This window comes from Peterkaempfera podocarpi (assembly GCF_042466665.1).
Classification (GTDB): Bacteria; Actinomycetota; Actinomycetes; order Streptomycetales; family Streptomycetaceae; genus Peterkaempfera; species Peterkaempfera podocarpi.
In genome coordinates this window covers 2,440,121-2,458,833 of record NZ_CP162102.1, presented here as the reverse complement: position 1 = coordinate 2,458,833, position 18,713 = coordinate 2,440,121, and the positions used below count along the sequence as shown (strand labels likewise).

At 71.3% G+C, this 18,713-nt stretch carries 15 protein-coding genes; 5 read left to right on the top strand and 10 right to left on the bottom strand.

Features of this window, described 5'->3' with window-relative positions:
* Positions 1 to 30 precede the first annotated feature (30 nt).
* Genes AB0761_RS10760 through AB0761_RS10750 form a run of 3 tightly spaced genes read left to right on the top strand, consistent with a single transcriptional unit; the run spans position 31 to position 4,941 of the window.
* Positions 31 to 1,842, top strand: coding sequence for a BTAD domain-containing putative transcriptional regulator (locus tag AB0761_RS10760; RefSeq protein WP_377268752.1), 1,812 nt, complete (start codon positions 31 to 33; stop codon positions 1,840 to 1,842).
* Between the two features lie 52 nt (positions 1,843 to 1,894).
* The gene (locus AB0761_RS10755) at positions 1,895 to 4,162 is read left to right on the top strand and encodes a lantibiotic dehydratase family protein (protein WP_377268751.1); all 2,268 of its coding nucleotides are present in this window, start codon (positions 1,895 to 1,897) and stop codon (positions 4,160 to 4,162) included.
* On the top strand, positions 4,123 to 4,941 hold the full coding sequence (locus tag AB0761_RS10750) for a thiopeptide-type bacteriocin biosynthesis protein (RefSeq protein ID WP_377268750.1): 819 nt from the start codon (positions 4,123 to 4,125) through the stop codon (positions 4,939 to 4,941). The genes AB0761_RS10755 and AB0761_RS10750 overlap by 40 nt, the downstream gene beginning before the upstream one ends.
* Positions 4,942 to 4,975: 34 nt before the next feature.
* Here the strand turns inward: AB0761_RS10750 and AB0761_RS10745 are convergent, their stop codons facing one another.
* The 10 genes from AB0761_RS10745 to AB0761_RS10700 all read right to left on the bottom strand — a co-directional run bounded on the left by AB0761_RS10745 (position 4,976) and on the right by AB0761_RS10700 (position 15,898).
* Positions 4,976 to 5,179 carry an Os1348 family NHLP clan protein gene (locus tag AB0761_RS10745; RefSeq protein ID WP_377268749.1) on the bottom strand — a complete coding sequence of 68 codons (204 nt, stop codon included), beginning with the start codon at positions 5,177 to 5,179 and terminating at the stop codon, positions 4,976 to 4,978.
* 775 nt (positions 5,180 to 5,954) lie between these two features.
* Positions 5,955 to 6,968, bottom strand: a complete 1,014-nt coding sequence (locus AB0761_RS10740; protein WP_377268748.1) for a ketoacyl-ACP synthase III family protein — start codon at positions 6,966 to 6,968, stop codon at positions 5,955 to 5,957.
* Between the two features lie 43 nt (positions 6,969 to 7,011).
* Positions 7,012 to 7,662, bottom strand: a complete 651-nt coding sequence (locus tag AB0761_RS10735; RefSeq protein ID WP_377268747.1) for a GAF domain-containing protein — start codon at positions 7,660 to 7,662, stop codon at positions 7,012 to 7,014.
* Positions 7,659 to 8,504, bottom strand: a complete 846-nt coding sequence (locus AB0761_RS10730; protein ID WP_377268746.1) for a S8 family serine peptidase — start codon at positions 8,502 to 8,504, stop codon at positions 7,659 to 7,661. Before AB0761_RS10730 ends, AB0761_RS10735 begins: the two co-directional genes overlap by 4 nt.
* Positions 8,501 to 11,608, bottom strand: a complete 3,108-nt coding sequence (locus AB0761_RS10725) for an AAA family ATPase (protein ID WP_377268745.1) — start codon at positions 11,606 to 11,608, stop codon at positions 8,501 to 8,503. The genes AB0761_RS10730 and AB0761_RS10725 overlap by 4 nt, the downstream gene beginning before the upstream one ends.
* A 27-nt stretch (positions 11,609 to 11,635) precedes the next feature.
* Complete coding sequence (locus AB0761_RS10720; RefSeq protein WP_377268744.1) at positions 11,636 to 12,337, bottom strand: iron-containing redox enzyme family protein; 702 nt, start codon at positions 12,335 to 12,337, stop codon at positions 11,636 to 11,638.
* 4 nt (positions 12,338 to 12,341) lie between these two features.
* Positions 12,342 to 13,346, bottom strand: coding sequence for a hypothetical protein (locus tag AB0761_RS10715; protein WP_377268743.1), 1,005 nt, complete (start codon positions 13,344 to 13,346; stop codon positions 12,342 to 12,344).
* Positions 13,334 to 14,467, bottom strand: coding sequence for a radical SAM protein (locus AB0761_RS10710; RefSeq protein WP_377268742.1), 1,134 nt, complete (start codon positions 14,465 to 14,467; stop codon positions 13,334 to 13,336). The genes AB0761_RS10715 and AB0761_RS10710 overlap by 13 nt, the downstream gene beginning before the upstream one ends.
* Positions 14,468 to 14,519: 52 nt before the next feature.
* Positions 14,520 to 15,224 carry a response regulator gene (locus AB0761_RS10705; RefSeq protein WP_377268741.1) on the bottom strand — a complete coding sequence of 235 codons (705 nt, stop codon included), beginning with the start codon at positions 15,222 to 15,224 and terminating at the stop codon, positions 14,520 to 14,522.
* Complete coding sequence (locus tag AB0761_RS10700; RefSeq protein WP_377268740.1) at positions 15,221 to 15,898, bottom strand: sensor histidine kinase; 678 nt, start codon at positions 15,896 to 15,898, stop codon at positions 15,221 to 15,223. The genes AB0761_RS10705 and AB0761_RS10700 overlap by 4 nt, the downstream gene beginning before the upstream one ends.
* A 754-nt stretch (positions 15,899 to 16,652) precedes the next feature.
* Between AB0761_RS10700 and AB0761_RS10695 the strand changes: the two genes are divergently transcribed.
* Both AB0761_RS10695 and AB0761_RS10690 read left to right on the top strand, forming a co-directional pair.
* On the top strand, positions 16,653 to 17,150 hold the full coding sequence (locus AB0761_RS10695) for a tetratricopeptide repeat protein (RefSeq protein WP_377268739.1): 498 nt from the start codon (positions 16,653 to 16,655) through the stop codon (positions 17,148 to 17,150).
* A complete protein-coding gene (locus AB0761_RS10690; protein WP_377268738.1) occupies positions 17,129 to 18,712 on the top strand; it encodes a B12-binding domain-containing radical SAM protein in 1,584 nt (527 codons plus the stop codon). Before AB0761_RS10695 ends, AB0761_RS10690 begins: the two co-directional genes overlap by 22 nt.
* The last annotated feature ends 1 nt before the right edge of the window (position 18,713 follow it).

Here is an 18,713-nt window from a genome sequence, read left to right as displayed (position 1 = left end):
ATGCAGATTTCTTTCAGTATTCTGGGGCCTTTGACGGCGGAACTCCGGACGGCCGGATCCGGTGCCGATCCCATCGAGCTGGGCCTGGGGCCCTTCAAACAGCGGCTGCTGCTGGCGATGCTGCTCTGCCGGTCCAACGGCGTGGTCCTGATCGAGGAACTGATCGACACCCTGTGGTGGGAAGGTCCGCCGCGCACCGCGCACAAGAACATCCAGGTGTACATTTCCCACCTTCGCAAGCTCCTTGCGGCGGACGGCCGGCAGGACCGGCTGCGCTACCGCCCGCCCGGGTACCAGCTGCTGTTGAGCCCGCCCGAAGTCGACGCGCTGCAGTTCGAGGACCTGTCGAGGGCGGGCAGGCTCGCCCTGCGTCGCGGCGACATGGTGGATGCAGAGGCCCACATGGGGCAGGCCCTCAGGCTCTGGCGCGGTCCGGCGCTGGTCGACCTGCTGGTCTCACCTGCGGTGCGCGCCGAGGCGTCCCGGCTCGACGACCGCCGACTGGCCGTGTACGAGGACTGGTTCGAGGTGGAGCTGGCCCTCGGCAACCACTCCGAGGTGCTGGAGGAGATCGAAGCGCTGGTCCGCATGCACCCGCTCCGGGAGCGGCTGCGCAGCCAGCAGCTCACCGCGCTTCACCGTGGAGGCCGACAGGCCGAGGCCCTCGCGGAGTACGACAACCTCCGGCAATTGCTGGCAGCCGAGCTCGGTCTGGGCCCCAGCCCGGCTCTGCAGAGGCTCTACCAGAACATCCTGTCCGGGCACCCCGCGCTGAACCCGCCGCCCGTGTCCGTGCGGCGGCGGGAACCGCACCCCGAGGCGGAAGTCGTGGCCCATCTGTCCGGACTTCCCCGCGATGTGGACGACTTCACCGGCCGAACGGACACTCTCAGCAAACTTCTGACATTTTTTGGAGACGGTGCCACCTCCTCTCCCCGTCAGGGCAGATTCGCCGCCATCACCGGGCCGCCGGGGTCGGGCACCACCACCCTCGCCCTCCACGCGGCCCACATGCTCGCCCCCCAGTTCCCCGACGGCCATGTCCTGTTGCCGCTGCGCGACGAGAGAGGCGTGGCGCGTCCGCCCGGGGAACTCCTCGACGAGCTCCTGTCCAGGCTCGGGCCGGTGCCCCCGCGGACAGCCGGGGCAGACCGGGACCGGGGGGCCGTGCTCCGCAGCCGACTGGCGGGCCGTCAGCTGCTTCTGGTCCTGGACGGCGCTGCCGACGCTGCCCAGGTCCGGCCGCTGCTGCCGGGCTCGGGCGGATGCTCGGTGATCCTCACGAGCTGCCGCCACCTGGGTGGACTCGAAGGATTCGGTCAATTCGCCCTGGACGTGTTCACCGAGGCGGAGGCATTGGACCTGCTGCGCCGCACCGTCGGCGCCGAGCGGGTGTCCGGAGCCCCGGCCGCGGCTCTGCGGATCGTTCGCGCATGTGGCCTGCTGCCCCTGGCCGTGCGTATCGCGGGTGCCAGGCTGGCCGGTCTGGGCCATCTGCCGCTGGAGCAGTTCGCCGATCGGCTGGAGGACGAAGGACGGCTGCTGGACGAGCTGGTGATCGGAGACCTCTCCGTCCGGGACTGCTACGTCCGCTATCTGCGGGTGCTGGGGGTCGCCGAGCGGCTTGCGCTGATACAGCTCGCGGCGACCTGGAGTCCGGCGTCCAAGGACCCCAGCGAGATGGAGGACCTCCTGGAGCGGCTCGCCTGCGTGCACGCCCTCACGATCACGGAGGACGCGCGTGAATGTGCAGTCAGGCCGCTGCCTTTCGTCATGCCGCTGCCGCTGTGGGTGTTCGCGCAGCAGCTGCTGATCGAGACCGTCCGAGATGTCCGAGACTGACCGTGTCCGACGTGCGGGGACATCCGTGTATGTGTGCGCGGACCGTGTCGTGGTGCGCGCCGCGCTGGCTCCCCGGTCCCTCCCGGCCGGCGGCGGCACGCGGTCGCACCCGCCCGGGGACGACCCGGCGCTGCTCCACAAGCTGGTCCGGAGCCTCCACGGCGACCCGGCACTGGCGGCGGCCGTCGAGCTGGCCTCCGCCGATTTGGCGCACCTGCTGACCCTGCCGCCACCGACGAGCGCGGGCCGCCGGCCCGGCGACCGGCGGCGCGTGATCCTCGCGCTCACCGGCTATCTGCTGCGCCGCAGTCATCGTGCCACGCCCTTCGGACTGTTCGCCGGGACCGCCCTGATCCCTGCGGGATCCGCCGCCGAGGGCAGTATCGGAACCCGGCACCGCCTGCTCCTGCGCCCTGCGCCGCGCTGGCTGGCCGACCTGATCGCCTCGCTGGAGTCGGACCCTGATCTGCCGGGCCTGGCCACGCGGGTACGCATTGCGACGGTGCCTGCCGTCCGCCGGCTGGGCGCGCTGTATGTCCTGCCCGACCGCAGCACCGGCGGACCCGGCCGGTGGCAGGTCCGCACCCGTGTGCGCAGCAACCGCCTCGTCGACGCAGTGCTGGCGCTCGCCGCCGAGGACGCTGCAGGAGACCGGGGCACCGGCTACGCCGCACTGCTGGACCTGTTGCGCACCGCCGTCCCGGGCATGGCCGGGGACGAGCTGGCGCGGTGTCTCAGCGGCCTGCTTGCCTCGCGTCTGCTGGCCACCGACCTGCTGCCGCCGGCGGGAGCCGCCGACCCGCTCGGCCACCTGGTCGAACGACTGGAGGGGCATCCGCTGGCCGAGCGCCTGCACGAGCTCCGCAGGGAACTGCACCAGGCATCCCCTTCGCTGAGTGCCGGCGCTCTGCGGCGACTGCGCGGCCGGCTGGGCGCGGTCCACCGGCCGGAGGCCGATCTCGTGGCCGACGTACTGCTGGACACCGATCTGCGTCTGCCCCACCGCGTTGTCGACGAGGTCGAGCGCGCCGCCTCGGTGGCCTGGACCAGCACCCCGTCGCGCCCGGACCGCTCGCTCGCCGGTCTGCACCGAGCGGTCCTGGACCGGTACGGGCTCGACCGCCCCGTCCCGCTGCTGGAGTTCCTCGATCCGACGAAGTCCCTCGGCCTGCACGGCACACCTGCGCCGGCTCCGGACCCGGGACCGACGTTCAGCGCACGGGACCGGCTGCTGACCGGCCTCGCGCTGGATGCCCGGGCTGCCGGTCGCGCCGAGCTGCGTCTGGAGCGGTCACTGCGGCGCAGACTCGCCGCCGTGTCGGGTCCAGTGGCCCCGCCACCGTCGGTGGATGTCTTCGCGGAGATCGTCACCGCCTCCGCCGAGGCGGTCGACCGGGGGGACTTCCTCGTGGTCCTCGGCTCACACAGCGGCCCGGGACCGGCAGGCTCCGTCGTCGGGCGCCTGGCCGGGCCCCTCGGAGCCACCGCGGCCGGACTTCTGGGAGGCCGGACGCACGCGGACGAGGCCGGCCCCCTGGAGGCGGAAGTCGTCTTCCAACCACCGGACGCCAGGGCTGCGAACCTGGTCGGCGAGACCGGCTGGGCCAGCCACCGGATCGATCTGACACCGCATCCGCCGCCGCGCACGAGCCGCGACCTCAGTCTGACGGATCTCCATGTCATCGCCACCCGGCACAGACTGCTGCTGTATTCACCACGACTCGGGCGGCAGATCCGGCCGGTCAGCTACTCCACCCTGCATCCGCAGCGCGCCGATGCGGTCGCGGGCCTGCTGCTCGCCCTGGGCCGCGACGGTGCCGCGCCATGGACGTCCTGGAACTGGGGGGCTGCTGAAAAGCTGTCCTGGCTCCCGCGCGTGCGAGTCGGGCGGGCCGTCCTGGCCTCGGCTCGCTGGAGGCTTCCCCCGACCTGCTGCACCTCGCCGAGGTGGCCGCCGACAAGGAGTGGCGCCAGGCACTCGAGCAGTGGCGGAGGGTGCACGAGGTACCCGACATCGTCTTCGCCGGTGCGTGGGGCCGGCGGCTGCCACTGGATCTGGCGGATCCGGTGCATGCGGCGCTGCTGCAGCGGGAGTGCCGCAGCCACCGTGTCACCACGGTCACCGAACCTCCCGGCGGTGTGGCGGCCTGGCGAGGCGTGGGCTGGCCGGCCGGGGCCGGCGGGCCGCACGCGGCGGAGTTTGTCTTCCCCCTGCATCCCCGCAGCACACCGCGGACCGAAGCCCCACCCGGACCGACCGGCCCTGCGGAGCCCGACTGTGTGTTCCTGCCCGGAGGCCCTTGGCTGTGTGCGAGCCTGACCGCACCCGCGGCTCTGCAGGACAGCCTGCTGGCGGCGCTCGCGGATCCGGCACTTGAGGCCGCGATCGAGCGGGCGGGAGTGGATCGTTGGTTCTTCGTGCGGGAGGCGGGTCCGACCGGTGTGCCGGAGCTTCGGCTGCGCTTCCACGGTCGTCCTCAGAGCCTGCACGGGACAGTCCTGCCGGCCCTGCACACCTGGAGTGGATGCCTGCGGGACGCGGGGCTGGTCGATGAGTTCACATTGACCGGCTACCGGCCCGAGCTGCGGCGCTACGGGGGCAGAGACGCGCTCGAAGCCGCGGAGCAGGTCTTCCACCGCGATTCCCGGCTGGTCCTTGCACTGCTGGCGTCGAAGCCGGCTGCGACGCACGTGGAGTGGCTGGCGGCCGCGGGAGCGCTGCATCTGCTGGCCGTCATGCTGGGCTCCGCCGATGCGGTCGGGGACCTGCCCGAACCCCGCCTCTCGGCAGGGGAGCGCCGGTTGTTCACCCGGCTGCGCACGCCGTTGAGGATGCAGCTCGCGGCGGAACACGGGCGGCCCCCCGAAACCGTGACGTCTCACGGCCGGGGGGCACAGCGTGCGTGGCAGAGCTGGCACGCGGCGCTGACGAGCTACCGATCGCACCTACTCGACTGCGGGCAGGACCCCGCGACGATCGGCTGGTCGCTGGTGCACATGCACTGCAATCGCCTGGTGGGTCCGGACCGGGTGGTGGAGCGGGTCGCGGTCGCACTGGCGCGCGACAGTGCGCTGACCCGCTCCACCGCGAGGCGGTGACCCGGTGGCCCGCTGAGGTACGAGCGGGTGGATCTCAGTAGTACGCCGGGGTGGCGTCGTGGGCCTCGACCTCGGCCTGGAACAGGCCCTGAGCGGCGAGCTCACGGACCTTCTCCACCTGCTCCTCGGTCAGGTTGTACTCGCTGGCCACCGCGCCCGGGTCGGCCAGGAAGCTGCGGGCGAAGTCGTCGTCGCTGATGGCGCGCTGGATGAGTTCGCGAAGGCGGGGGCGAGACATGGCGTCCTCCAGATGTGGGGGCTGCGGACAACCGGGTGACTTCCCGGTGTCTCCCTTGGCACGTTCAATACTCCGCTAATCCGATAATCCAAAGATCGGTCGCCATGGCTTAACTGCCGAACCCGGATGGCGGATACAGCCCGGCCGGATGGCGTACATCAGCCGCAACGATGGCGTACATGCGAACAGAGGCGTCTGACGCCGGCTCAGCAAGGGCTCGGCTCAGGGGGCGCCACTACCGCTCGAGTCCGCGGCCCGAGGGGTGGCGACAGCCCCGGTGGGCGGACGGCTCCGGGACCGTGCCGTGCGGTCGGCGGTGTGACGAGGGGACCACCAGGCGTGGTCCCCCGGGCGCAGGGCGCAGTCCGGCCCGCGGCGCCCGGGGGCGACAGTGAGTGTGGGTGTTCCGCCCCGGCGCCGCCCGGCGGCCCCTCGGGGGTGCTCCTGTGGCGCCTCCCCGGCCGACGGCAGCGCCCTGGGCCTGCGGTGGGGCGGGCCGGGAGGCGGGCGACCTCGTGCGGGGCCACGGCGCGGCAGGCCGCGGTGTGGGCCGACGGCGCCGTACGCACGGGCGGTCGACCGGACACCGAACGCCTGGGCAGCGCCTCATGTCCGGCATCGGTCTGCGCACGCCCTCGCGCGCCCGGAGTTGAGGGGCAGGAAGCCCCCTCCGGGCGGCGACGTATTCGGCGATCAGGGCGGGCGATCAGGGCGGGCGGTCAGGGCGGGGCGACCGACGTGGGGCGACCGGGCTGAGCCCTCTCGCCCCGCCGGGTCAGGTGGCGCGAACCACCATGCACGACCAGGTGAAGCCTGCTGTGGCCGAGAGCATCAGGGCTACCTGGCCGGGCTCCAGCATCCGTGCCCGGGCGATGTCCGCGAGATTGGCGACCATGTCGCCCGCGCCGAGATGACCGGTGTGCCGTCCGAGATTCAGCGTCTCGGCCTTGGTCAGCCCGGCCAGTACCGAACGGTAGGACCGCTCGATGAGCTCGGCCCCGAACCGTGGGGGCGCGATGATCCGGATCCTCGGGTCGTCCGGGGTGAGGCCGGCCTGCGCCAGTGCCGATGTGACGGTGCGCAGCACCGCATCGGTGGCGACGGCGGCAAAACGGGGACCGTTGCCTGTGGCCAGGAAGTTCCGGAGCTTGGAACGGATGTCGATCGTCGCTTCGTGCTGGAACGGGGCTGTGGCCCATGGGGCCCTGTACATGCCCTCGAACTCCGTGGCGGCCACGGTGGCGGTGCTGAGCAGCTCGAAGGGACCGTCCTCCCGGTCGAGCACCAGCGCTGTCGCGGCGTCTCCGTAGGTGACATCGAGGTTCGCGCGCCAGCGGTCGAACTGCGGTGGGGAGAACCGCTCGGCTGTGGTCAGTACGGCGGCCCTGATGTCGCTGTCGCATACGAGCCGGCAGGCCGCCGCCTCGACACCGGCGATTCCGCCGTTGCAGCCGAGGCTGACACCCAGGGGGACGGCACGGGGCAGGGACAGCTCGTTGATGATGTAGTGCACCGGCTCCCAGTAGTCCTGGCCCTGGTAGTAGGTCCAGGCATGGACGAGCAGCCCTATCTCGTCACGGCCGGCCGTCGTGTTCTGCAGCGCGGCGGTGGCCGCGCGCACCGCCATCTGGGGCGGGGGGATGTCGCTGACCGGGACCTCGGCGTAGTCGTTGGCCCTGGCACGCTCGGGCTCCAGTATTCCGGCGCGTACGGCATCGTCGGCCGTCTCGCGCGCGTCCGGCAGCCACAGCTCGGCTGCGGCGATCTTCAGTGGCACGTCAAATCGCATGGTCGTCCCTTCCTGCGCCGTTCTGGTGGTCTTCGTTCACACGTCATCCCGCCCGCGAGAGCAGCCGGTGCACCGAATCGAGCAGGTTCAGTCCCGCGGCGCGGCGGTCGGCGCCGAGTTCCTCCAGCAGCCGCGCGACCTCTGCCAGGTCGGTCAGCTCGCCGGCTTCCTGCGTGAGCATCCGGCGGGCGGCACGGTTGTGCTGGACCACCCCGAGCGCAACCGCTGCCTGTCCGGCGAAGAGGGTGAGCAACTCCGCCGCGCCGAGCGGGCTGACCGCGCTGGGCGTCGGATCGAGCACCTCCATCACGCCGATGGTCTCCTCACCGCGCATCAGGGGAGCCGCCATGAGTGATCCGGGTACATATCCGGTCGATTCCGCGAGATCCCGGGCGAAGGTCGCGTTCGTCGACAGATCGCTGACCACCAGGGGTTCCTGGGCCGCCAGGACCCAGCCGGCGATGCCGCGGGAGGCCGGGAACCGCTCGCCCAGCAGGTGGCCCTCGCCCTCGCCGGAGACGGCTTCAAAGACCAGCTCTCCGGACTGCTCGTCAAGCAGGAACACCGACGCCGCCGCAGCCCCGAACAGTGCGCGCGCGACGTTCACCACGGACCCCAGCAGCTCCTGATGGTCGCGTTCCGCCTCTCCCAGCAGCACGGACACTGCCGCCACCACATTGCGGTTCTCGGTCATGCGAACCCTTTCACGTTGTCGGAGGTGAGGTAGAGCAAGCTCTTGACCTGGAAGGGGGTGAGTTGTGGATGTTTGCTCAGGACGAGCGCGCAGTAGCCGGCAACGTGGGGTGTGGCGAAGCTGTTGCCGGTGATCCGACTGCGCAGACCGCCGACCCAGGCCACGTCGACATCGGTCCCATAGGCGAAGAACTCCACCGGAGGGACGGGGTTGTAGAGCACCAGGGCCGGGTCCTGGACCGCGTGGCTGCCGACCGAGATGACGGAGGAGAACCTCCAGGGGTAGCTCTCCACCGGAGTGTTGTGCGCCGAGGCCACCAGTACCGTGCCATTGAAGTAGGCCTCGTCGGCGATCGCATGCAGGGCCTCGGCGAAGCGTCGGCGCGTGGTCGACAAGCTGAGACTCACCACGTCGAAGCCCTGTCTGACCGCCCACTGCAGCCCGGTGACGAACGCGTCGCCGGACGAGCTGTAGCCCTCACCGAGCACCCGGACGCTGTAGAGCTCGCACTCCGGCGCAAGCGAGCGGACGATGCCGGCACAAGCGGTACCGTGCCCGCAGTTGTCGCCGTCCACCACCTGCTCGACGGCCAGTCCGCCCGTGTCCGCGGCGACAACGGCGAAGGAACCCTGGAGCGGCCCCACATCGGGATGGTCCCCCTCGATTCCGCTGTCCACGATGCACACCCGGACACCCCGTCCGGAGGACCCCCCCCAGGCCCACTCGGGGGTGATCTGGTGGGGCCAGTCGGCTTCGATGGTCAGCGCTTCCCGGCTCCGACCGAGGGCGTTCCAGGTCAGTGGCGGGTGGGCGGTGGCCCGAAGGTGCGTTTCTCCGCTCATGTCACATCCGTGTCCCGGGACTGGGCGCCGATCGAGGCCGCCCATCGGATACCCACAAGGTGGCCTTTGGCCTGGAAGAGGTGTTCAGCAGTGGTGGCGGCTGCGACCGAGCCCCGGTCGTCCCCCAGGGCTCTCAGGACGTGTGCGCGGTCGAGTGCCGCCATCGCCTGGCAGGCCGTTGAGTCGGTGCCGGCTGCGGCCGCCGTGGCACGCGACGCGTCCCGCAGAGCAGGCTCCCGGTCGCCGCGGAGGGCGAGCGCCCGAGCCCTTACCCCGTGGATCTCGGCGTCCAGGAACGGATCCCCCGTGGTGAGGGTGGTGCCCTCGGTGACGCGCAGCGCGGCCTGGTTCCTGCCCTGCTCCTGAAGTGCCCGGGCCAGCCCCGCGGCGGCAGCCGAGGAGCTGAGTGTGTCACCCAGTCGCAGACCTGCTGCCGCGGCGTCGCGCAGCAGCACCTCGGCGGCGTCCCACCGTCCAGCCATACCCTCCACCGTGGCGGCGAAGATCTGCATGCTTGCCGCACCATAGGCATGTCCGAGCTGATCGATGATCCGGGCTGAGGTCTGCACCAGCGAGCGTGCCTCGTCGAACGTGCCGCGGTAGGCGAGCAGGACCGCGAGCGGACAGTTCACCGTCGCGCGCACGACCCGGCGGCCCACCGCGTGCTCGGCGAGCAGCGCGCCGCACCCCGCCATGGCCGCCTCGGCCGGGGTGGGCCCGCGCCACAGCGATGTCGCCAGGCCGCCGATCACCGTCGCGAGCTCGAACTGTGTGTCGGTCTGGAGGGCGTGCCGCAGGGCACGTCGCAGCAGCCCCTCAGCCTCCCCGTAGCGTCCGCCGAGCTGGCGCAGCTGGCCGACGCGCAGCCAGGCCCGGGTGAGGCCGAGATGGTCTCCCGCCGACTCGAAGACCGGGACGGTGGCCAGGACGTCCTCGACCGCGGACGGTCCAGGCATCTCCAACGCGCCCAGCAGCAGTCGCACATGACAGGCGGTGCGCTGGTCACCGTCCACCGACGCCTCGTCGGCCAGGGTGCGCAGGGTCTCCAGAGCGCTCGGGTCGGTGCCGAGCAGCAGCCGGGCCTCGGCCAGGTGGACGGTGACGGCCTGCCGTTCCGGCGAGGAGGGGTCGTGCAGGTCCAGTGCGCGGGTGAGCAGGTCCGCGGCCCAGTGGAGGTCGCTTCGGCGCAGAGCCTGGGCGCCGGCCAGGGCCAGGGCCGCTGCCGCGTCGGTCCGCAGCTGCCGTACGTGTTGCTGGTCGGCCGGGCCCAGCGAGGTGGCGAGACGGTAGGCCTGTTCCAGGTGCAGTCCGACCTGGTCGTGGCGGTCCGGGTGCTGCCGGTGCCAGCCGGCGAGCCGTTCGTGGAAGCGCAACCGGGCCCGCTTGGACAGGACGTGGTAGGCCACGTCGCGGACCAGCGCCCCGGAGAAGCGGTATCTCTCCCCGGTGTGCTCGGCGACGATCAGCCGACGGTGGGTGAGCGGGACGAGCGTCTGGTCCGGCGGATCGCCGATGGCGGGATCCTCCTGGAGCAGAGCCCCCAGCTCCGCGGCCGAGAACCGGCGCCCGGGCACGGTGGCGCGTAAAAGCACCTCCCGGTCCACGGGGTCCAGCAGATCCAGGCGGGCCGCGATCACGGACTGCACGGTGGGCGGGAGCGAGTCGGTACTGCCCTGGTCGGCGATGGCGACCAGCTGCTCCAGGAAGAACGGGTTTCCCTCCGCACGTTCCACGATCTGTTCGACCAGCTCTGCCCGAAGCGGCGACGCCGACTCGCTGAGCGCGGTCACCAGCAGCCTGGCGTCCCCGGCACCCAGCGGACCCAGCACCAACGAACCGGTGCCGGGTGCGATGCCGCCCCATGAGGGAGAGGTCTCGAGCAGGTCCGGCCTGGCCAGCACCAGCATGAGCACCGGGGCGCCGGTGATGCCGCCGGCGAGATGCCCCAGGAGTTCGAGCAGAGCCGGCTTCGCCCACTGCACGTCGTCCAGGATCACAACGACGGGGTGCCGGCGTCCGATCGTCTCCAGAACGAGGGTTGCGGCCCAGGTCAACTGGTCGGGCAGTTCGCCGGGGGCCCCGTCGAGCAGCAGGCCGGATTCGAGGTACGCCAGGGCGTCCCGGACGTCGAAGCCCTGCTCCGGGCCCAGTGCGCCGCGGTCCCGCGCCGCGTCCACGATCTGCCGCAGAGCCTCCCCGAGCGCATACAGGGTCCGGCCTTCGCCGTAGGGCGGACAGCGTCCCACTCCGACCACAGCTCCCCGCCCGGTTGCCTTCACCATGAACTCGGCCGCCAGCCGGGTCTTGCCCAGACCTGCGTCACCCTGGAGCGTCACCAGCCGGCAGTCCGCCGCGCCAGTGGCTTCGTCCAGTGCCGTGGTGAGCTGTTCCAGCTCCGCCGAGCGTCCGAAGAAGGGCTCGTCGCGGGCTGGGAATCCGGCTGCCCCTCCCGGGGAGAGATCCAGCAGCCGCCAGGCGGGAACAGGCTCGGCCTTGCCCTTCAGGGTGAGTTCACCGACCGGGGCGACCACGGTGTCGCCGGTGGTCAGGTTGTGGGTGACCGGCCCAAGGATGATCTCGCCGGGAGCGGCGTGCTGCTGCAGCCGGGCAGCGACGTTCACGGCCTCGCCCGAGGTCAGTACCTGGCCCGACAGGGCGTCCTCGACGGCCACGACCTCACCGGTGTTCACGCCGATGCGGATGCCGATCTCCACGCCGATCAGCGCGCGCAGTTCGAGGTTGAGGGGTGCCAGGGCGTCGAGCATCTCCGTCGCGGCGCGCAGCGCGCGCAGTGCGTCGTCCTCGTGCAGCACCGGCACACCGAAGATCGCCACCACCGCGTCGCCGATGTACTTCTCGACGGTGCCGCCGTGGCGCTCCAGACAGGAGCGCATGAGGGCGTAGTAGCGAACCATCACCTCGCGCAGTGGCTCCGGGTCGAGGCGGCCGCTGAGCGCCGTGGAGTCCGTCATGTCGCAGAACAGGACCGTGACGGTCTTTCTCAGCTCACGGGTGGGCACGGCCGGCGGCTCGGCGCGTGTGCCGCAGTTGGGGCAGAAGCGGGCGTCGTCCGGCACAGCGGACTGACAGACCGAGCATGTCATGACGGAACTACCTTCTCTGCGCGTCCATCAGGGGCTCTGGTGCCGGGGGCCGGACGCCGGGCCGGGGCCGTCGTGCACCAGGCCGCGCAGCAGCGCCGCGGCACGGTCTGCCGTGTATGCGGCGCTGCGGGCGACCGCTGCGGCGACCGGAGGGTTCAGCGGGAGCCCGTCGAGGAGCTGGTCGAGCTCTCGCAGATGGCCGGGATCGAGGGCGGCATGTCCGGCCAGGGTGCGGAAGGCCGAGGCCGGCAGTCCGGTGAGCGCGGGCAGCCGGTCGACCATGTCCGCGCGGGGAGGGCACCCTTCCAGCACGGCGATGTATCCCAGCAGGCATACGGGGTGGTAATGGCGGATCCAGTAGTACTGGGCGCCGGCCAGCGCTGCGATGTCCTCGGCGGGAGCGCGGGCGAGCAGTGCGCCGGGCTCCCGCGCTCCCAGCGCGGTCAGGTCCTCCAGCAGCCAGTCGTCATGGCCTTGTTCCTCCTCGATGTGTGTCCGGAGGTACCTGGCCAGCGGCTCGGCGCAGGGGTCGCGGGCAGGCAGGTGGCCGCAGCGGTCGACCGCGGCCTCCATCAGTGGTACCGAAGCCCTGACCAGCCCGTGCATGGTGCCCAGATAGGCGGGATAGCGCTCCCTCAGCCCCGGTGCGGTCCACAGCGTCTGGGCGGCGGACTGAACTGCGGGCAGGGTCAGCCACAGCACGGTGCGGACCAGGGTGGCAGCGGTCATGCGATCACCTTTGAGCGTGTGGGGTGCCGGGCTGCGTCGCCGCGAGGCCGATCGCCTGCACGGCCGGGTCACGGCCCGCGCCGGCGTCGAGCAGCGACCAGCACAGGGAGCAGATGTCCTGGTGGTTCTGCTCCCCGAGGACGCGGTAGCTCGGCAGCCGGGTCAGCGTGCCGAGCCCGACGGCGGTGGCGGCGCGCAGGAAGGGGTCGCGCTCCAGAGCGTCCAGGGACGTGTGCAGCTCCTGCGGGTCCCGCGCGGAACTGTGGAGTGAGGCGGGCCCGTGCCCGGTGACGACGTCCTCGTTGCAGCAGGCGGCGAGCCGCCCGTCGTAGCGGACCACGGGAGCGGAGGCCAGCGGGCAGACTCCGAAGGAGCTGCCCGGGAGGGGGCTGCGCGCCGGCGTCAGCCCGGCGGCACGGCCCCGCCGCACCAGCGCGGTACGCCGGATCTCCGCCCGGTCCCGCCAGGACGTGCCGAAAGCCGCGGTGAGCAGCCGCTCCGCCTCCGCGGTCTGCGCGGGAGTGCCGAGTACCTGTACCGCGATCCAGCTCCCTGTCGAGGCCGCGGCGTGCAGCGCGGCGAGGTAGCGGCTCTCGGGGATGCGAGCCGCGTGGTGGCTGTCGGTACTGAGCACCACGCAGGAGGCCCGGGAGAGCACGGCACGGGTCCAGCCGGGAGCCGTGCCGTCGTCCCGGCCCCAGTTGCCGCTGGTGTAGAGGATCAGCTGCTTACCGGCCTTCGCCAGCCTGCCCGTGGCGGACTCCAGGGCACGGCGCTCCATGAAGGGCTCCCCGCCGGAGATCCCCACCAGGCGGATGCGCGGTCTCTCGCACAGTCCCCCCACCAGACGGTCGAGGAGTTTGTCGTCCATGGTCCCGGAGGGCCGGGGCAGCGCGCTCACCGAGCAGTGGTCACAGCCGACCGGACAGCGGTCGGTGAGGTAGAGCAGGGCCGAACTGCCCCGCCGTGCGCGCAGCACATCGGCCTGGGCCAGGGTCAGGTGGCGCATGGGACCGCTCCTTCGGCCTGGCCCGGGCTGCCCAGCAGCACCAGTTCGGCCCGGGAGGGATCACCGTGCCGACGAGCGAAGCCGACCGGGCCCGCGCCCAGTTGCAGGGCGATCGCCTGCTGTTCGAACAGCATCGTCGTCGCACGTGAACCCTCTGCCTCGATGCGCTCAAGGGCTCCTGGTGGGGTGGAGAGGGCACGACAGGTCCCGCAGTAGTCGGCGGGTACGGGCCGGTCCCGGACGGGCCCGGCGAAGCGGTGCGCCAGCTGTAACGGACCCCGTGTGCGCAGCGCCCGGAGCGCAGGCGACGACGTGGACCTGCTGCGCACCTCCGGCCACGTCGTCGAGCCGATGTGGCCGAGCCGCAGGTGCTCGGGGGGTGGCGACTGGTCGAGCACATCCTGGTTGCAGCAGGCGGCGATGGTGCCGTCGAAGCCGATGGCGGGCCAGGACACGAGGTCGCAGGGTGCGGCCCGGGGCGGAGGCTCGGGACGGGCGGCCGGTCCGGACTGCGAGCCGTCGGGGCCGGCCAGCCAGGACCGCGCCCGGCCGACCGGCTGCAGGGTGCTGACCAGCATGGGGACGCGGTCGTGGAACTCCGCGCGGACCTGCCGTGTCAACGCCGTGAGGAAGGGGTCGTCGGGCCCGGTCCCGCAGGCCTGGACGCTGGCGTGCCGGCCTGCGGCCAGGGTCTCGTGGAGGACCCGGAAGACCTGCTGCCGGGGCACCTCCGCCTCGTGGAAGGCATCGATGCTCACCGCGACATGGTCCACCGCCCGCAGCGCGGCACGCACCGGCCGGGGCGTGGTGCCGCCACGGGCGAAGAACGCACCGGTGAGCAGGTACGTACGGGTCCCGGCGGCCCGCGCGGTCTCGGCCAGGGTGCGGACCAGCCCGGGGCGGAGCAGCGGTTCGCCGCCGGTGAGGAGCAGGAATTCCGGGTGATCCGAGGGGCTGAAGGTCTCCACAAAGCGCTGGAACAGTTCGGCGGGCTGCTGCTCCGCCGTCGGGCCGGACATGGTCGAGCAGTGACGGCAGTGGAGCGGGCACCGCCGGGTCAGGGCCAGGTACACCGCGGAGGCGGGCACCGGACGACGTGCGAGCAGCTCGGAGAGATGCATGTCCGACCTCCTTCGGCGGACTCACACTCCGCGCCGGTGCTTGCACCCGGCACTAACCCGCACTGTTTTCCGGTATATCCGCTGTTGCCACCTCGCTCATGGGAACGACGGGGGAGAGCAGTTGGGACTCGTACGCCAGGCGCAGTGCGTCGACCCGGGAGCTGGCGCCGAGCTTCCCGTACACATTGGTGAGATGACGTTTGACGGTGGCCTCGGCGATGCCCAGCAGCGTGGCGATGCGTGCGTTGGAATAGCCGCGGGCGAGCAGTTCCAGCACCTCGACCTCGCGGGCGGACAGTGGGGACTGCCGTGCCGACGGGGCGCCGAGGGAGATGAGGCTGCTCCGCGAAACGGACAGCAGCATGTGGCCCCTGGCGCGGCCCACATTGCGCAACACCGTGAGCAGCTCCGCCTGGCCGATGTTCTTGACCAGGTACGCCGCGGCGCCACGCGCGAGCAGACGTGTCGTCAGCATCGGATTGTCGTACATCGTCAGAACCACGATGCGTGTGCCCTTGGCCCGTTGGACCACCTCGTCGATCACCGTGTCAGGGCCGGCTCCGGGCATCCGGACGTCGAGGAGCAGCAGGTCCGGGCGCAGCTCGACGGCGAGGTCGATGGCCTGGCGCGCCGTTTCGGCATGGCCGAGCACGGTGAACCCGCGGTCCAAGCCGATCAGCTCGGCGAGGCCTTCGCGGAAGAGCGTGTGGTCGTCGGCCAGGACAACGGAGAGCGGGTCACTTCTCGGAACGATCAACTTTCCTCCGGGTGGGGAAGCGGCACCCGGATCTGGACAAGGGTGCCTGCACTCGAGCTCTGCATCTCCAGCTCCGCACCGATCAGCTCCGCGCGCTCCGACATCGACAGCAACCCGGCCCCTTGATGGGCCGTCACCTGCTCTGTGTCAAAGCCCGCGCCGTCATCGCTCACCCTGGCCTGCAGAACCCCGTCGACGACCCGGAGATCGATCCACACGCGGCGCGGTCCGGCATGCAGGAGGGCGTTGCGGACGGCTTCCCGCACCATGAGGTAGAGCTGGTCGGCGGTGGGCCCGGGGATCCCGCCCAACATCCCGCATGTCAGTTCGACCTTGACATCCCGTGGCGCGGCCCGCATCAGATAGTCGTCGAGGGCGGCCCGGAGCCCCGAACCCTCGACCGAGATCCGCAGCTCGGTGGCGATTCCCAGGACTGTTGCCAGGGCCTCATGGACTGACTGCTCGGCGACGGCAAGCCGCCGCTCGGCGCGTTGCGGGTCGGTGCGGGCATAGAGCCGGTACAGCTTCAGGCTCTGCAGCGCGACCCCCAGCGCATGGGCGGTGCGGTCGTGCAGTTCCCGCGCGATCCTCCGGCGCTCCCCGTGCTGGGCCTGGAGCACCAGATCCATCGGGGGAGTGAGGGCGTCCTCGGTGTCCTGTGCCTCAGGGGTCACCGGGTACTCGCAACCGGGACCGGGGGTAAGTCGCCGTGTCTCCCGATGCCCTGGCTTGGAGCATTCCGCCTCGTGGGCACCGGCGTCGGCCCGCCGCCCAGGTTGTGGAGGCCGGGTGCCGCGTGCAGGACCGGAGTGGGCGAGTGCTGCCCCGACACCGCAGAGGATGCGTGCGGAAGCTCGGGCGACAGCGCACCGGTGGCCCGGTGGCGGCGCACATGGCTCATCCATGACTCCTGGAGACGTGGTTGACACGAAGCGTATGTGTGCGATCGATGATCCACACGTGTCCCGAAGGCGTACAAGCCAAGGATTGGTCAAGGACCGGTGAATATGAATCACATCTGACCAAGTGCCAGGTCGCGGGATGGGGAGGAGGTTAGCAGCCCAGAGCGCCGCGAGTCGGCCACCAGCGCAACGCGACCGTCGCTCGAGGTCACGGGGCCCGCCGGTCCCTGCCGACGGGCGGGCGTCGGGCGGCGCCGTCCAGTGGTGGGTGCTCCTTTGGCGGCGAGTCCTCGGCCTCGCCCGGGCGCGCGGCCGACTACCCCTGTGCGTTCACGTCCGGTCGGCCGGGGGAGACCGGATGCCTCGGGGGCCGGGCCCGGAGGGCCACGCGGCTGGAGAGGGAGCGGAGCAGCCGGACATGGCCATACCAGCAACCAATCAGATGGAAAGCCCCCCGCAAGCACCCCCCCGCAGCATCACCTTGCACCTGGAGTCCCCACGCTTCGACCACACAGGGGAGGCATCAGTGCTCGGCACCGACACGACCCATGTGAGCGAGCGGCTCTGGTTCGCCCGTGAGCTCCTGAGCGACGGCCGTTCCTGTGAGGCAGAGGAGGTCGTCGAAGGCCTCCTGGCGCGTTGCACCGGCTTGCCGAAGGAGGATGTGGTCCACTCCTGCGGCCTGTCGGCACGGCTGCTGGCCCTGCGCGGAGAGCAGGTGCGGGCCCGGATGCTGGCCGAGCTGGCCGTACGGCTGGCCTGCACCGGTACCCCGCGCCCGTGTCAGGCGTACGCCCTCCTCGATCAGGCCTACACACTGCACACGCTCGGCGACTGCGAGGAGGCGTCGGCCCGTCTGCGCGCGGCGCTCGAGCTGGCTCCGGGCGAGGTCCACCCGTGGCTTCCCGGAAGGAGTCCGCGCGGCCCTCATGCCATGTTCGCGCCCCCTGGAGTCCCTGTCAGCGGGGTGCCTTTCAGCGATGAGGAAGGTGACTGGGACCGATGCCACTTGTGTTGCTGGTGAATCCCCCCAACACCACCCAGGTGCTCGAGGACGTGTCCTGCACGGTGACCCGCCCGGAGGACCTCACGGACTGGGCGAACGTGCCCAGCCTGGGTGCGCTGACGCTGGCGTCGGCACTGGTGCCGGTCCCCGGCGTCACCCCCGTCTACCTGGACGGGACGATCGTGCCCTGGAAGGAGATCCTGCGGTTTGTCGAGGACCACGCCGACGACCTGCTGGCGGTCTGCGTCAGCATGCTGACCGCGAGCTACGAGGCCGGGCTTGCTTTGCTGCGGCACACCAAGGCGCTCCGTCCGGGCATCCATACCATCGTGGGCAACGACCATGTTTCCGCGCTTGCCCGGCAGTGCCTGAGCCGGCAGCGGGACTGCATGGACTTCGGCTTCGTCGGCAACGAGGTCGTCGGGCCGTTCCGCTCGCTGATCGCCGATCTCCACCGGGGCACCCTGCGTTCCCCCCGGGCCTATCCGGGCATGGTCGCCTGGAGTTCGGACGGCCTGGTCGAAACACCGCAGCGCCCCGAACCGGTCTTCACCGGCCACGACTACCGGCTGATCGACGAGGTGTACCCGCACACCGCGCAGTACCGGGCCAACTTCGCGTCCCGGGTGGCCCCCCGGCTCAGGGAACTGCTGGGAGTTCCGCTGCACAACGGGGTTCCCGTCGAACTCGCCCGTGGATGCATCAAGTTCAGCCGTCACGACGCCTGCACCTTCTGCTCGATCCAGTACGGCGGCATGTGGCGGAACAGTGTCCCGGACGCCGCGCAGGGGTGGCGGGTGGTCGAGCATGCGGTGCGTTCCGGCTATGACTACCTGTCACTGACCGCCGACGAGCTGCCGCTGACCTTCGGTTCGCTGCTGCGCGAGATGCGCGACGGCGCCCCGGACTGGTGGACCGGGCTGCCGGAGAACGAGCGGCCCGTGTTCGGTGGGTATGCCAGGGCCGACGGACTGTCCAGCCCCCGCCATGCGGCCACGCTCAGGGAGTTGGGTGTCAGGTACCTGATGGTCGGACTGGACGCCGGATCGGCGGTCTCGCTGTCCGCACTCAACAAACCGCTCGCTCCGGCCCGCGGCGGTGACCCGAGATACCGGGCCGAGCGGATGTTCCAGCACAACCTCGATGCCCTGGAGCGGGCTCGGGACGAGGGCATCTACATCAAGGCGGGGTTCGTCGTCGGTCACATCGGTATGACCCGGCGACTCCTCGAGCAGAACATCGAGTCCATCTGTGCCCTGGTCGACGCAGGCAAGGGTGCCATCGCCTCCTCCGACATCGAGGTGCTCTCACCCGAACCGGGCTCCTTCGACCACCGCTACCTCACCGAGCCGGCCTTCGCCGCCGAGGCGGCGCAGCGTCTGGGGCTGGAGATCGCGGACGCGGACGTGCGGGCCGGGATCGCCGTGCGGCACGCAGAGCTCGACACCCTCGACCGGGAACAGGCCATGGACGACTACGTCCGCGCAGTCATGCCCGAGCTGACCCTGGACGACCTGGCGAAGGCTCGTGAGCGCCTGCGCGAGCACTGCAGGAGCACCGGTGTCTTCGTCGGCGAATAGC